12 protein-coding genes are annotated in these 13,543 nt (G+C 71.6%); 3 read left to right on the forward strand and 9 right to left on the reverse strand.

Annotation, left to right across the window (positions count from 1 at the left end; genetic code table 11):
- Nucleotides 1-56: 56 nt before the first annotated feature.
- The 4 genes from ACFYYF_RS25640 to ACFYYF_RS25655 form a co-directional block, all read right to left on the reverse strand.
- Nucleotides 57-1,106: a substrate-binding domain-containing protein gene (locus ACFYYF_RS25640; protein ID WP_388779597.1), complete on the reverse strand. Its 1,050-nt coding sequence runs from the start codon at nucleotides 1,104-1,106 to the stop codon at nucleotides 57-59.
- A 20-nt stretch (nucleotides 1,107-1,126) separates the two neighbouring features.
- Nucleotides 1,127-2,146 (reverse strand): ABC transporter permease, encoded by a 1,020-nt coding sequence (locus ACFYYF_RS25645; RefSeq protein WP_361691782.1) that lies wholly within the window; start codon nucleotides 2,144-2,146, stop codon nucleotides 1,127-1,129.
- Nucleotides 2,143-3,681, reverse strand: a complete 1,539-nt coding sequence (locus tag ACFYYF_RS25650; RefSeq protein ID WP_388779600.1) for a sugar ABC transporter ATP-binding protein — start codon at nucleotides 3,679-3,681, stop codon at nucleotides 2,143-2,145. Before ACFYYF_RS25650 ends, ACFYYF_RS25645 begins: the two co-directional genes overlap by 4 nt.
- A 172-nt stretch (nucleotides 3,682-3,853) precedes the next feature.
- Nucleotides 3,854-5,035, reverse strand: coding sequence for an ROK family transcriptional regulator (locus ACFYYF_RS25655; RefSeq protein WP_361691776.1), 1,182 nt, complete (start codon nucleotides 5,033-5,035; stop codon nucleotides 3,854-3,856).
- A 463-nt stretch (nucleotides 5,036-5,498) separates the two neighbouring features.
- Between ACFYYF_RS25655 and ACFYYF_RS25660 the strand changes: the two genes are divergently transcribed.
- The gene (locus ACFYYF_RS25660) at nucleotides 5,499-6,710 is read left to right on the forward strand and encodes a low temperature requirement protein A (protein ID WP_388779602.1); all 1,212 of its coding nucleotides are present in this window, start codon (nucleotides 5,499-5,501) and stop codon (nucleotides 6,708-6,710) included.
- Nucleotides 6,711-6,789: 79 nt separating this feature from the next.
- Here the strand turns inward: ACFYYF_RS25660 and ACFYYF_RS25665 are convergent, their stop codons facing one another.
- The 4 genes from ACFYYF_RS25665 to ACFYYF_RS25680 form a co-directional block, all read right to left on the reverse strand.
- Complete coding sequence (locus ACFYYF_RS25665; protein ID WP_388779954.1) at nucleotides 6,790-7,464, reverse strand: GntR family transcriptional regulator; 675 nt, start codon at nucleotides 7,462-7,464, stop codon at nucleotides 6,790-6,792.
- 158 nt (nucleotides 7,465-7,622) lie between these two features.
- Nucleotides 7,623-8,570 carry a beta-ketoacyl-ACP synthase III gene (locus ACFYYF_RS25670; RefSeq protein ID WP_361691770.1) on the reverse strand — a complete coding sequence of 316 codons (948 nt, stop codon included), beginning with the start codon at nucleotides 8,568-8,570 and terminating at the stop codon, nucleotides 7,623-7,625.
- A gap of 136 nt (nucleotides 8,571-8,706) precedes the next feature.
- On the reverse strand, nucleotides 8,707-8,868 hold the full coding sequence (locus ACFYYF_RS25675) for a hypothetical protein (RefSeq protein WP_361691767.1): 162 nt from the start codon (nucleotides 8,866-8,868) through the stop codon (nucleotides 8,707-8,709).
- Nucleotides 8,837-10,168 carry an OFA family MFS transporter gene (locus ACFYYF_RS25680; RefSeq protein ID WP_388779606.1) on the reverse strand — a complete coding sequence of 444 codons (1,332 nt, stop codon included), beginning with the start codon at nucleotides 10,166-10,168 and terminating at the stop codon, nucleotides 8,837-8,839. The genes ACFYYF_RS25675 and ACFYYF_RS25680 overlap by 32 nt, the downstream gene beginning before the upstream one ends.
- A gap of 491 nt (nucleotides 10,169-10,659) precedes the next feature.
- Between ACFYYF_RS25680 and ACFYYF_RS25685 the strand changes: the two genes are divergently transcribed.
- Nucleotides 10,660-11,631 carry a 2-dehydropantoate 2-reductase gene (locus tag ACFYYF_RS25685; RefSeq protein ID WP_361691761.1) on the forward strand — a complete coding sequence of 324 codons (972 nt, stop codon included), beginning with the start codon at nucleotides 10,660-10,662 and terminating at the stop codon, nucleotides 11,629-11,631.
- Nucleotides 11,632-11,804: 173 nt separating this feature from the next.
- The gene (fdhD, locus tag ACFYYF_RS25690; RefSeq protein ID WP_361691758.1) at nucleotides 11,805-12,668 is read left to right on the forward strand and encodes a formate dehydrogenase accessory sulfurtransferase FdhD; all 864 of its coding nucleotides are present in this window, start codon (nucleotides 11,805-11,807) and stop codon (nucleotides 12,666-12,668) included.
- A gap of 176 nt (nucleotides 12,669-12,844) precedes the next feature.
- Here the strand turns inward: fdhD and ACFYYF_RS25695 are convergent, their stop codons facing one another.
- Nucleotides 12,845-13,387, reverse strand: coding sequence for an isochorismatase family protein (locus tag ACFYYF_RS25695; RefSeq protein WP_388779609.1), 543 nt, complete (start codon nucleotides 13,385-13,387; stop codon nucleotides 12,845-12,847).
- Nucleotides 13,388-13,543 lie beyond the last annotated feature (156 nt).

Genomic DNA, 13,543 nt, shown 5'->3' on the forward strand with positions numbered 1-13,543 from the left:
GCGGTGGGGGTGGGGCCCGGTCCCGCCGGACCGGGCCCCGCGGGTGGTGGTCCGCATCACCGGAAGCCGGTGGCCATGTACTGCTCGACGTTGTCCTTGTCGACGACGGCCGAGTAGAGCGTGAGCGAGGCGGGGATCTCGAACTCGGCGAGGCCGCTGATGCCCTTGCCCTGGCCGAGGGTGCGGGCGAGGTCGATCGCGGAGGCGGCCATGGTCGGCGGGTACAGGACGGTGGCCTTCAGGACGCTGTTGTCGGCGTCGATGGCCTGGAAGGCGGAGAGCGCTCCGGCCCCGCCGACCATGAGGAAGTCGTCGCGGCCGGCCTGCTTGATGGCCCGCAGCGCCCCCACGCCCTGGTCGTCGTCGTGGTTCCACAGCGCGTCGAACTGCGGCTGGGCCTGCAGGAGCTGGGACATCTTGGCCTGGCCCGACTCGACGGTGAACTCGGCCGCCTGGCGGGCGACCTTGGTGATGTTCGGGTAGTTCTTCAGAGCGGCGTCGAAGCCCTGGGTTCGCTGTCTGGTGAGTTCCAGGTTGTCGAGCCCGGCGAGCTCGATGACCTTGGCGTTCTTCTTGCCCTTCAGCTTCTCGCCGATGTAGTGGCCGGCGCTGAGGCCCATGCCGTAGTTGTCGCCGCCGATCCAGCACCGGTACGCCTGGGGCGAGTTGAAGATGCGGTCGAGGTTGACGACCGGGATGCCCGCGCGCATCGCCTTGAGACCGACCTGGGTCAGCGCCTTGCCGTCGGCGGGCAGCACGACCAGGACGTCGACCTTCTTGTTGATCAGGGTCTCGATCTGGCCGATCTGCGCCGCCGTGTCGTTGGAGCCCTCGGTGATCTCCAGAGTGACGTCCTTGTACTTCCCGGCACGGCTCTTGGCGTTGTCGTTGATGGCGTTGAGCCAGCCGTGGTCGGCCTGGGGGCCGGCGAAGCCGATCGTGACGTGCTTGCCGGGCTTGTCGTCGGCGGCCGCACCGGAGTTGGCGGCGGGGTTCGCGTCCTTGGTGTCGTTGCTGGTACAGCCGGTGAGGAAGGCGCCGGCCGAGACGGCGGCGGTCCCGAGGAGCAGTCCTCTGCGGCTGGTCGGGCTCATTGGTACTGGCATGGCGGTGGACCCTTCCCGTGTCAGGTCGTGCTTGCTGTGCGCCGCTGGACCAGGACCGCGGCGACGATGATCGCGCCCTTGGCGATCTGCTGGACGTCGCTCTGGAGGTTGTTCAGCGCGAAGATGTCGGTGATCGTCGTGAAGATCAGCACGCCGAGCACCGAGCCGGTGATGGTGCCGCGGCCCCCGCTGAGCAGGGTGCCGCCGATGATCGCCGCCGCGATGGCGTCGAGCTCGTAGAGGTTGCCGTTGGTGTTCTGGCCGGAGCCGGACAGGATGACGAGCAGGAACGCGGCGATGCCGCAGCACAGTCCGGAGAGCAGATACAGGTACAGCCGCTGACGCCGTACGTCGATACCGGCGAGCCGGGCCGCCTCCGCGTTGCCTCCGACGGCGACCGTGCGCCGGCCGAAGGTGGTGCGGTTCAGCACCAGCCAGCCGATGACGGTGACGACGGCGAAGACCAGGACGAGCGGCGGGACGCCGAGGACGTAGGAGTCGCGTTCGCCGAGCTTCAGGATGCCGTCGACGGTGACGATCTGGGTCCGGCCGTCGGTGATCTGGAGGGCCAGTCCACGGGCCGAGGCGAGCATGGCCAGCGTCGCGATGAAGGGGACCATCCCGCCGTAGGCGACGAGCAGTCCGTTGACCAGGCCGCAGCCGAGCCCGACGAGCACCGCGGTGACGAGGATGCCGGTGAAGCCGTACTCCTGGGTGGCGACCGTCGTCGCCCAGACCGAGGCCAGGGCGACGATCGCGCCCACCGACAGATCGATCCCGCCGGAGGTGATGACGAAGGTCATGCCGACGGTGACGACGCCGATCACCGAGGCCTGGGTGAGGACGAGTTGGAGGTTGCGGGTGTCGAGGAACTCGTCGGGCCGGGTGACGCCGCCGATGACGACGAGCACCGCGAGGACGCCGAGGAGCGAGAGGGTGCGCACGTCGGCGCGGGCCACCGCACCGCGCCACGCGGGGACTTGACCCGTGGCCGGCGCCTTGCCGGCGCCGTCCCGGGGCGGGGACGCGAACTGCGTCATGACGCCGGACTCCCTTCACTGGCCACGGGGCCTCCTTCCAGCACGAGATCGAGCACGCGGTGTTCGTCGAGGTCCCCGGCGGGCGCCGTGTGCACGACCCGCCCCTCGCGCAGCACCAGGACACGGTCGGCGAGTCCGAGCACCTCGGGGACCTCGCTGGAGACGAGCAGGACGGCGAGCCCCTCGTCGGCGAGCCGGCGGATCACCGCGTACAACTCCGCGCGCGCTCCGACGTCGACACCGCGCGTGGGCTCGTCGAGGAGCAGGACGCGGCAACCGCGCAGCAGCCAGCGGGCCAGCACGGCCTTCTGCTGGTTGCCGCCGGACAGGGTCCTGACCGGGAGGGCCGGATCGTCGGGGCGCAGCGAGAGCTCGCGGGTGGCCGCCCGGGCCGCCCCGCGTTCGGCGCGCCGGTCGATCCAGCCCCCGTGCGCGTAGCGGGAGATGGAGGAGACGGAGACGTTGCGGGTGACCGACTCCAGCATCAGCAGGGCCTGTGCCTTGCGCTCCTCGGGGGCCAGTCCGAGTCCGGCGCGCACCGCGGCCCGCACGCTTCCGGTACGCAGCGGCTTGCCGCCGACGCTGACCCGGCCCGTGGTCGGCCTGCGCGCTCCGTAGATCGTCTCCAGGATCTCGGAGCGGCCGGATCCGACCAGTCCGGCCAGTCCGACGATCTCGCCCGGTCGTACGTCGAGGTCGAAGGGGGCGAACTCCCCCTGGCGGGAGAGTCCTTGTACCGAGAGCACGGGTTCGCCCGGTGGCCTCGCTCCGGGCCGGTCGGGAAAGACGTACTCGACGCTGCGTCCCGTCATGAGCGAGACCACCTCGCGCGTCGGAGTCGATCGGGCGGGCAGTCCGCCCGCGACCGCGCGTCCGTCCTTCAGGACGGTGACCCGGTCGCCGATGCGGCGGATCTCCTCCAGGCGGTGCGAGATGTAGACGACGGCGACGCCCTCCTCGGTCAGCTGGGCGACGATCCGGAAGAGGTTGCCGACCTCGTCGGGGTCGAGCGCGGCGGACGGCTCGTCCATGACGATGAGCCGCACGTCGTGGGACAGCGCCCGCGCCATGGAGACGATCTGCCGCTGGGCGGCGGAGAGTTCGCCGACGAGCCGGGCCGGATCGATCTCCGGGTGCCCGAGCCGTTTCAGCAGTAGGGCGGTCGCGGTCCTGCCGGCCCTGCCCCTGACGACGAACCCCGCGGTGGTGGGTTCGTGTCCCAGGTGGACGTTCTCGGCGACGGACAGGCCCTCCACCAGGTCGAGTTCCTGGTAGATGGTGGCGATGCCGAGGCGCATGGCGGCGATCGGCGACTTGAGGGTGACGGGCTCGCCGCGCCAGGCAATGGTGCCGCCGTCGGGCTGGTGGGCGCCGGACAGGACCTTGATGAGCGTGGACTTCCCGGCGCCGTTCTGGCCGAGCAGACAGTGCACCTCACCGGGCCGGACGTCGAGGTCGACGCCGTCGAGGGCCCGGACTCCGGGGAACGACTTGGTGATGCCGGACATGGTGAGCAGCGGTGGTTCTGGTGCCATGACGGTTCCCTCGGGCAGGCGTGCGGGCCGGTTGCCGGGCGGTGCGCGTACGGGCGGGGGTTTCGGCAGGGGTTTCGGGCACGGGGCGGCCGGCCGGGGCGCCGGTGGTCCGGATCCCTCATGACGGCTGGTGCGGGCGCGAAGCGGTGGGGCGCGGGCGCGACGAGGTGGCTTACGCGGGCGAGAACAGGTGGTCGCTGATGAGCCGGGCCCCGCCGATGACTCCGGCGGCCGGGCCAAGTTCCCCGAGGACGATGGGCAGATTGCCGGTCGCGAGCGGCAGCGACTGGCGGTAGACCTGGGTGCGGATCGCGGCGAGCAGGGTGTGGCCGAGACCGGTCACCCCGCCGCCGATCACCACCAGGGCGGGATTGAAGAAACTGACGAGTGCCGCGATGACCTGACCGGTGCGGTTGCCGCCCTCCCGGATCAGATCGAGCGCGGTGGCGTCGCCCGCCGCGGCGGCCGCGGCCACGTCGACGGCGCTCAGCGCGCCGTTCGCGGCCAGCCGCGTGGCGAGTTCGGCCGAGCGGCCCTGCTGGGCCGCCTCCACGGCGTCGCGGGCGAGCGCGGCACCGCTGAAGTGGGCCTCCAGGCAGCCCCGGTTGCCGCAGGCGCACGGGCGCCCGTCCGGAACGGCCTGGATGTGCCCGATGTCGCCGGCGCTGCCCGTCGCACCGCGGTGGACCTCTCCGCCGACGACGATGCCGCACCCGATGCCCGTGCCGATCTTGACGCAGAGGAAGTCGCCCACGGAACGGGCGACGCCCGCGTGCTGCTCCCCCATGGCCATCAGGTTCACGTCGTTGTCGACCATGACCGGACAGCCGAGTTCCTGGCTGAGCGCCTCGCGGACCGGGAAGCCGTCCCAGCCCGGCATGATCGGCGGGGCGACCGGGACCCCCTCGGGGAAGCGGACGGGACCCGGAACGCCGATCCCCGCCCCGTCGAACCCCTCCGCGATGCCGGAAGCCCTCAACTTGGCGGCCATCGACAGTACTTGCTCGGACACCGCGACCGGGCCCTCGCGTACGTCCATGGGCTGGTTGAGGTGTCCGAGGATCTCCAGCTCGGCGTTGGTGACGGCCACGTCCACGGACGTCGCTCCGATGTCGACGCCCAGGAACCGCAGCGCCGGCGAGAGCCGGACGTTGTGGGAGCGGCGGCCGCCCCGCGAGGCGGCGAGTCCGTCGGCCACCACGAGGCCGGTCTCCAGGAGCCGGTCCACCTCGACGGCCAGCTTCGACCGTGAGAGGTCGACGCGATCACCGAGCTGGGCGCGGGAGTTGGGGCCACCGTCACGCAACAGCCTCAGCAGCCGGGCCTGATGGGCGTTCGCGGGTCGTGCCGTCATACGTCTCACGAACCCCTCCCGCCTTGCCGACACCTGCGTCGGCCGGATTCCGGCCACCGTCACCGGTCGCGCTTTCGAGGGGAACGTAGCAGCGGATGCCGGGAGTTGGAAGAAGTGGTGCAGGGATTGCAGCAGACTTTTCCCACTCCCAGGACAAAGAGGGGCCGACGGGCGAATGTCCGGGCCCTTCGGCGAGGCGGCCGCATACGATCTCCGCAGACCAGCTGTCGCGGGGGGACACATGAACAGGGCAGGGGACGGTCCGGGGCAGACGCCGGTGGCCGAGGCGCAGTGTTCACCGGCACCGGGAACGGCGCGGGCGGGGAGTGACGAGGCGGGGCGTGCGCCGGCACCGGGAACGGCGCGGGCGGAGAGCGACGGAGCGGGGCGTTCGCCGGTACCCGGGACGGCGCCGGCGGGGAGTGACGGAGCGGGGCGTTCGCCGGTACCCGGGACGGCGCGGGTGGGGAGTGACGAGGCGCCGGCACCGGGAACCGCGCAGGCGGAGGGCGACGGGTCGGGGCGGCGGGTCAGCACGCTGGAGCTCTTCTTCGACCTCGTCTTCGTGTTCACCCTCACGCAGCTCACCGTGCTGCTCGCCGCCGATCTGTCGTTCGCGACCGCGGCCCGCGTCGCGCTGATCTTCGTCGTGCTGTTCTGGATGTACGGCGCGTACGCGTACCTCACCAACCAGGTCCCGCCCGACCGGCCTTCGCGGCGGATCCTGCTGATGCTGGGCATGGGCGCCTTCCTGGTGTGCGCCCTGGCCATCCCGCGCGCCTTCGACGACGGCGGCGTGGTCTTCGGCCTGGGCTTCCTTGGCGTGGTCCTCGTGCACAGCGCGCTCTACACCCGCAGCCACGGCCGTGACGTCATCTGGTACGCGGTGCCGAACTCGCTGGCCGCGCTGGCCGTCACGGCGGCCGGGCTGTTCGACGGCCCGCGCGCCGACGGCCTGTGGCTGCTGGCGCTGGTCCTGCAGTTCGTCACGCCGTTCTTCGCCGAGCACGGGGCCGGGCGCCGGGGCGGGCGGGACGCGGCGGCGCTGCGCACGCAGTTGGGCGCGCTCGACCCGGCCCACTTCGTCGAGCGGCACGGGCTGCTGCTCATCGTCGCGTTCGGCGAGTCCGTCATCGCGATCGGCATCGGGATCGGGAGCCGGCCACTCACCGTGGATCTGTTCGCCGGGGCCTTCCTGGCGCTCGCGCTGGCCGGGGCCCTGTGGTGGACGTACTTCGTGCGCGACGAGCACGCGGCGGAGGCGGTGTTCACGGCGACACCGCCGGACCGTCGCTGGCGCCTGGCGATGAACGCCTACTACTACGCCTTCCTGCCCATGCTGCTCGGCATCGCCTACTGCGCGGCCGGGGTGAAGAAGACACTCGGCCATCTCACCGAGCAGTCCTCCACCGGTCCAGCTCTGACGCTCGCGGGCGGGGTCGCGCTGTTCCTCGCCGGGGACGTGGCGTTCCGTTCGGTGCTGAGGCTGTGGCCGGTGACGTTCCGCGCGGTCGCCGTACCCGTCGCGGCGGCCACGGCCCTGCTCGGCGTCCGGTTCTCGGCGGTCGCCGAACTGCTGGCACTGGTCGGGGTGTTGGTGGTGATGCTCGGTGCCGAGGCCCGCTGGTCACCCGCCCACCCCGGCTCCCGGACGCTGACGGCGTCCGACGGCTGACGGCGAGGCGTCCGACGGCTTCCGACAGCTGACGGCCTCCATCGACTGACGGCCTCCGACGGCTGACGGCTTCCGTCGGCTACTTCTCGCGGTCGTGGTACATCTGCCGCGTGTGCTCGGTGTGCGCGCGCATGACCGCGGTGGCCCGCTGTCCGTCGCGCTCCGCTATCGCGGCGATCAGTTCGCGGTGTTCGATCCAGGACTGCCGTCCGCGCTGCCGGGCCACCGGTGTGTAGTACCAGCGGACCCGCCGGTCGACCTGGCCGGCGAGCTCGGCGAGGACCGCGTTGCCGGCGAGCTCCATGACCTTGGCGTGCAGCCGCGCGTTCAGGGCGACCGCGGCGTCGATGTCGTCGTCGGCGACCGCCCGTTCGCCCTCGGTGCACAGGTCCTCGAGCGCGCCGATCGCGGCGGGACCCGCGTTGGCGGCGGCGAGCCGGGCCGCCTCGGCCTCCAGGAGCGTACGGACCGTGAGGAGCTGGTCGGCCTCCTCCTCGGTCGGCTCGTGCACGAACGCGCCCTGGGCGGGCCGCAGATCGACCCAGCCCTCCGTGCTCAGCCGCTGCAGGGCCTCCCGCACGGGCTGCCGGGACACACCGAGATGTCCGGCGAGTTCGCTCTCGACCAGGTGCTGGCCCGGCTGGAGGGCACGGGTGGTGATGAGTTCGAGCAGCGCCTCGTAGACACGGTCACGGAGCGGGCCGGGCCGCTCGAGCTTGGGTACCGCTCCCTGGGGCAGGCCAGTCGACAACATCACGGTCCCTCCCTGGGCGGCGTCGTCGCCGCGATGAGGAAAGTCGATTATCAATTGTCTTTCGCCTACAGTCTACGGCGCACAAACGCTTCACAGACACGGGAGTTGGGCTTGTCACACCAGGGGACACGGCCGCCGGACGGGCCGCCCGGACCGCCTCAGGGGCAGCGGACGACCTGCCCCGCGTAGGAGAGGTTGCCACCGAAGCCGAAGAGCAGGACGGGGTCACCGGTGGAGATCTCCCCGCGCTCGACGAGCTTGGAGAACGCCAGCGGGATGCTCGCGGCCGAGGTGTTCCCGGAGTCGACCACATCGCGCGCGACGACCGCGTTGACCGCGCCGATCTTCAGGGCGAGCGGTTCGATGATGCGCAAGTTGGCCTGGTGCAGGACGACCCCGGCGAGGTCCTCGGGCGCGAGGCCGGCGCGCTCGCAGGCCTTCCGGGCGATCGGCGGGAGCTGGGTGGTGGCCCAGCGGTAGACGCTCTGCCCCTCCTGGGCGAACCGCGCGGGGGTGCCCTCGATGCGCACCGCGTGCCCCATCTCCGGGACGGAACCCCACAGCACCGGCCCGATGCCGGGCTCCTCGTCCGCGGGGCAGGCCTCGACCACGGCGGCCCCCGCTCCGTCCCCGACGAGGACGCACGTGGTGCGGTCGGTCCAGTCCGTCACGTCGGTCATCTTGTCGGCGCCGATGACGAGCGCCCGGGTCGCGGCACCGGCGCGCACGGTGTGGTCGGCGGTGGCGAGGGCGTGGGTGAACCCGGCGCAGACGACGTTGACGTCCATCGCGGCCGGCGAGGGGATGCCGAGGCGGGCGGCGACGCGGGCCGCCATGTTCGGGGAGCGGTCGACGGCCGTGGAGGTGGCCACGAGGACGAGGTCGATGTCGCCGGGCGTCAGACCGGCCGAGGCGAGCGCCTTGGCGGCGGCGTGCGCCGCCAGCTCGTCGACGGGTTCGTCGGGCCCGGCGACATGGCGGGTCCGGATGCCCACGCGGCTCCGGATCCACTCGTCACTGGTGTCGACCATGCCCGCCAGGTCCTCGTTGGTGAGTACCTTGGCGGGCTGATAATGGCCGACGGCGGCGATCCGTGTGCCGTTCATGTGTGGTCCCCCTCGTGCCTCGGGTAGCGGGATCCACCAGTCTGATCAATGACTCACGAGTACGGCGGCAGGTGAAGCCACAGGATTGCGGCGCCAGGCTTGTCGGCTTCTGTCAGACCTTGGGACGTCCGAACAACTACCCCGAGAACAGTTGAGTGGCCTTCTGTACGAGCTCGTAGACGCCGTAGCACAGGGGCGCTCCCACCCACAGCCAGGCGAAGGCGGTCAGCGCCCGCCGGTCGGGCGGGCCCGGGACGGCGGTGTCGTCAGGCGGACTCGGACTGCTGTCGTGCGACATCGGCGGCCTCCCTGGGCGCGGGGATGTGATGGCGGGCGTGCACGGGGCGTATGAACTCGTTGGCGACGAAGCCGACGGCGAGCAGCCCGATCATGATCAGGAACGACAGTCCGTACAGGGACGATCCGTGTCTGCCCGCGGCCTCCTGGTGATCGGCGATCCGGTTCACGATCAGCGGTCCGAGGACGCCGGCGGTGGACCAGGCGGTGAGCAGCCGTCCGTGGATGGCTCCGACCTGGTAGGTGCCGAAGAGGTCCTTCAGATAGGCCGGGACCGTGGCGAAGCCTCCGCCGTAGAAGGAGAGGATCACCAGCGCGCTCAGGATGAACAGCGGTTTGGAGGAGTCTCCGAACCACGCGATGAGCGCGTACATCACGGCGCCGGCCCCGAGATAGACGCGGTAGATGTTCTTGCGTCCGATCAGGTCGGAGGTCGAGGACCAGCCGATCCGGCCGGCCATGTTGGCGGCGGAGAGCAGGGCGACGAATCCGGCGGCGGCCGAGGCGGTGACCGGGGTGGAGCCGTCCGCGAAGAAGTCCGTGATCATCGGGGCGGCCTTCTCCAGGATGCCGATGCCCGCGGTCACGTTCATGCACAGGACGATCCACAGGCACCAGAACTGGGGGGTGCGCACGGCGTTGCGGGCCGAGACCTGGACCCCGTCGAGCGCGCTCGGGCCGGATTCGGTGGGCTTCTCCCCGCGCGGCACGCGCACCAGCAGCACGCCGAGCGCCATGAACACGGCGTACGACAGTCCGTGCACGAGGAAGGCGGCCGCGATCCCGGAGGAGTCGGAGCCGAACGACTTCAGCATCTGGGCGGACCAGGGCGAGGCGATCAGCGCGCCGCCGCCGAAGCCCATGATCGCGATGCCGGTGGCCATTCCCGGCCGGTCCGGGAACCACTTGATCAGCGTGGACACGGGTGAGATGTAGCCGATGCCGAGGCCCGTGCCGCCCACGAAGCCGTAGCCGAGGACGATCAGCCAGTACTGCTCGGTGGCCGCGCCGAGCGCGGAGATGAGGAAGCCGGAGCAGAAGCAGACCAGGGCGACGGTCATGGCCCAGCGCGGACCGTTGCGCTCGACGAGGGTCCCGCCGAACGCGGCCGACAGGCCGAGCATCACGATGGCGAGCTGGAAGGGCAGCGCGCTCTGGGTGCCGCTGAGGCCGAGCGCGGATTCGAGCGGCGGCTTGAAGACGCTCCAGGCGTAGGCCTGGCCGATGGAGAGATGGACCGACAGGGCGGCCGGCGGGACGAGCCAGCGGCTCCAACCGGGCGGTGCGACGGGAGGGCTCATGATCCGGGACGATAGGAAGCGGTTGCCGGGCTGTGAAGCGTGCGGACGTGAACTCGTCGACCGTATGCGGTGAGCGGTATCCCTGGCGCGACGAACGGTCACCGGGCCGGGCGTGCGCGGCTTCGGCACGAACGGGGAGACGGGTGGCCGCACTTCGTCGCGGGGAGTCCGTGCCCCCCCGACAGCCGGCACTGTTCGCCGCGGGGCACGGACTCCCCGCGACAGCCGGCCCGGTCAGCGGCGGGGCACGGACTTCCCGCGACGGCCGGCCCGCCACACAGTGAGAGTCGCCGTTCTCGGCGCCGGTGCGATCGGCGCCTACGTCGGCGCCGCTCTGCACCGCGCGGGCGAGCCCGGCCGCAGGGCGCGGGCTCCCGCGACAGCCGGTCCCGCCCGGACCCTTGTCGACCCTCATTCCATCCTGTAGACAATATTTCGTCGACAGAGTTCGGCAGTTCCTCGGTACCCTCGACCGAACGGAGCGCCACACAGTGAGAGTCGCAATTCTCGGCGCCGGTGCGATCGGCGCCTACGTCGGCGCCGCTCTGCACCGCGCGGGCGCCGACGTGCATCTCGTCGCCCGTGGACCGCACCTCGCGGCCATGAGGCAGCACGGCGTCCAGGTCCTCAGCCCCCGCGGGGACTTCACCGCGCGCGCCCACGCCACCGACGACCCCGCCGAGATCGGCCCGGTCGACTACGTCTTCCTCGGCCTGAAGGCCAACTCGTACGCGACGTGCGGGCCGCTGATCGAGCCCCTGCTGCACGGCACGACGGCGGTCGTCGCCGCCCAGAACGGCATCCCCTGGTGGTACTTCCACCGGCACGGCGGCCCGTACGACGGCCACCGCGTCGAGAGCGTGGACCCGGGCGGCGCGGTCAGCGCGGTCCTGGCCCCGGAGCGGGCCGTCGGATGCGTCGTGTACGCCGCGACCGAGCTGGCGGGACCGGGTGTCGTCCGCCATCTCGAAGGCACCCGCTTCTCCGTCGGGGAACCCGACCGGTCCGTCTCGCCGCGCTGCCGCGCGTTCAGCGACGCCATGCGGGAGGGCGGGCTGAAATGCCCGGTCGAACCGGACCTGCGCAACGACATCTGGCTCAAGCTGCTCGGCAACATCTCCTTCAACCCCATCAGCGCGCTGGCCCGCGCCACGATGCGGCAGATGTGTCTGCACGGCGGGACGCGCAGGGTCATCGAGATCATGATGACCGAGACGCTGACCGTCGCCGAGGCGCTCGGCTGCGAGGTGGGCGTGTCCATCGAGCGGCGCCTCGCGGGCGCGGAGCGGGTCGGCGACCACCGCACGTCCACCCTCCAGGACCTGGAGCGCGGCAAGCCGCTGGAACTCGACGTGCTGCTCGCGGCCGTCGTGGAGCTCGCGGAGATCACCGGGGTACCGGTCCCGACGCTGCGCACCGTGCACGCCATCTCGGACCTGCTCGCGCTGCGCACGGCGGCGTGAGCGCGGAACCTCCGCGCGTCCGGCGAGGCGCCCCGCGGCCCGCTCCGCGGGTGCAGGACAATGAGAACGTGAAGGTCACCCTCACGGCACGCCCCGGGTGACCCGAACGCCAACCGGCGATCGCGAGGGCCGATCCGGCCGGCCGGACGCATGGAAGCGGGACTGATCAGGACATGGGACGAGTCACGGAACGACGCAAGGTGATCCGCATCCGCGACGGAGCGGTGAGCTCCCGCCCGGACACGCTCGTCGCCGAGGAGCCGCTGGAGATCCGGCTCAACGGCAAGCCGCTGGCGATCACCATGCGCACCCCGGGCGACGACTTCGCGCTGGCCGCGGGCTTCCTGGTCAGCGAAGGGGTGCTGGGGCGCGCCGACGAGCTCCAGAACATCGTGTACTGCGCGGGAGCCACGGTGGACGGCTCCAACACGTACAACGTCGTCGACGTACGGACGGCGCCCGGTGTCGTCATTCCCGACATCACGCTCGAACGCAATGTGTACACGACGTCCTCGTGCGGCCTGTGCGGCAAGGCGAGTCTGGACGCGGTCCGTACGACGGCCCGCTGGACCATCGACGACACGGAGGGCGGCACCACTCCCCCGGTGCGGCTGGAACCCGGCCTTCTCGCGAGCCTCCCCGACCGGCTGCGCGCGGCCCAGCGGGTCTTCGACCGCACCGGGGGCCTGCACGCGGCGGCCCTGTTCACCGAGCAGGGCGAGCTGGTCGACATACGCGAGGACGTGGGCCGGCACAACGCGGTCGACAAGCTGGTCGGCCGCGCTCTGCAGAACGGCACGCTCCCGCTCTCCCGGACGGTCCTGCTGGTCTCCGGCAGGGCGTCCTTCGAGCTGGCGCAGAAGGCGGTGATGGCGGGCATCCCGGTGCTGGCGGCCGTCTCCGCCCCCTCGTCCCTGGCCGTCGACCTGGCGGCGGAGACCGGCCTGACCCTGGTCGGCTTCCTGCGCGGCGCCAACATGAACGTGTACGCGGGCGAGCACCGCATCACCCTGCGGGCCACGGCCGGCCAGGGCTGACACCGGCTCCCCGCGGCACGGCGGCGGGGGCCCCGGACGGCGGGGAGCGCCCCCTGCGCCGGAGGGGGCCCCGCCTCGGTCCCGGACCACCGCCGGCGCCGCAAACAGCGCCGCCACCACCGCCACCGCGAAGGCCACCGCCACCGCCGTACGGGACGGGCTTCGCCGGCGCGGGTTCATCGAACCAAGAAGCGCACCTCACCCGCGGTCACGACCGTGCCGAGGCGCGGGAAGTCCAGCCGGACGGAGGCGTCGTGCTCGGCGGCGGTGAACGCGGCCATCGCGTCCTCGACGAAGACCAGGTCGTAACCGAGGTCGACGGCGGCGCGCGCGGTCGACTCGACCCCGAGATTGGTGGCGATCCCGCCGAACACCAGGGTGGAGACGCCGTGTTCGCGCAGCCGCTCGTCGAGGCCGGTGCCCTGGAACCCGCCGATGGTCCGCTTCACGATCTCCAGGTCACCCTCCGCGACGAGTCCGGGGACCAGTCCGCTCCCGGGCGGCTGCTCCGCGACTCCGGACCGCTCGACCCTGATGAGCACGACGAGCGCGCCCGCCTTGCGGAAGGTTTCCGCCAACTCCTCGGAGGTGGCGAGAACTTCGGTCCCCTTGTTCGGCTCCAGGGGCAACGCCACGATGCGCTCCATCAGATCGACGAGCACGAGTGCGGTGCGCGCCGGGTCGAGGGCGAGGCGGGGTTCGGTTTCGGGTGCGGTCATGACGGAACGTTAGCCCGCATCAGCCGTCCGTACCGGAAATCCGGATCGACAAGCCCGTGAACTGCTCCCCGCCAGGTGACGGCACGGGCTCGAAATTCTGGCGTGAACACGACCACCACTCGCTCCTTGTGGGGTGCCTGAGGGCCCAAGTAGCCT

Source organism: Streptomyces sp. NPDC001914 (genome assembly GCF_042891215.1).
Lineage (GTDB): Bacteria > Actinomycetota > Actinomycetes > Streptomycetales > Streptomycetaceae > Streptomyces.

What these genes read in the sequence shown, in the direction of transcription:
- ACFYYF_RS25640 (WP_388779597.1), bottom strand. Translation starts at nt 1,106, where the DNA reads ATGCCAGTACCAATGAGCCCGACCAGCCGCAGAGGACTGCTCCTCGGG.
- ACFYYF_RS25645 (WP_361691782.1), bottom strand. Translation starts at nt 2,146, where the DNA reads ATGACGCAGTTCGCGTCCCCGCCCCGGGACGGCGCCGGCAAGGCGCCG.
- ACFYYF_RS25650 (WP_388779600.1), bottom strand. Translation starts at nt 3,681, where the DNA reads ATGGCACCAGAACCACCGCTGCTCACCATGTCCGGCATCACCAAGTCG.
- ACFYYF_RS25655 (WP_361691776.1), bottom strand. Translation starts at nt 5,035, where the DNA reads ATGACGGCACGACCCGCGAACGCCCATCAGGCCCGGCTGCTGAGGCTG.
- ACFYYF_RS25665 (WP_388779954.1), bottom strand. Translation starts at nt 7,464, where the DNA reads ATGTTGTCGACTGGCCTGCCCCAGGGAGCGGTACCCAAGCTCGAGCGG.
- ACFYYF_RS25670 (WP_361691770.1), bottom strand. Translation starts at nt 8,570, where the DNA reads ATGAACGGCACACGGATCGCCGCCGTCGGCCATTATCAGCCCGCCAAG.
- ACFYYF_RS25675 (WP_361691767.1), bottom strand. Translation starts at nt 8,868, where the DNA reads ATGTCGCACGACAGCAGTCCGAGTCCGCCTGACGACACCGCCGTCCCG.
- ACFYYF_RS25680 (WP_388779606.1), bottom strand. Translation starts at nt 10,168, where the DNA reads ATGAGCCCTCCCGTCGCACCGCCCGGTTGGAGCCGCTGGCTCGTCCCG.
- fdhD (WP_361691758.1), top strand. Translation starts at nt 11,805, where the DNA reads ATGGGACGAGTCACGGAACGACGCAAGGTGATCCGCATCCGCGACGGA.
- ACFYYF_RS25695 (WP_388779609.1), bottom strand. Translation starts at nt 13,387, where the DNA reads ATGACCGCACCCGAAACCGAACCCCGCCTCGCCCTCGACCCGGCGCGC.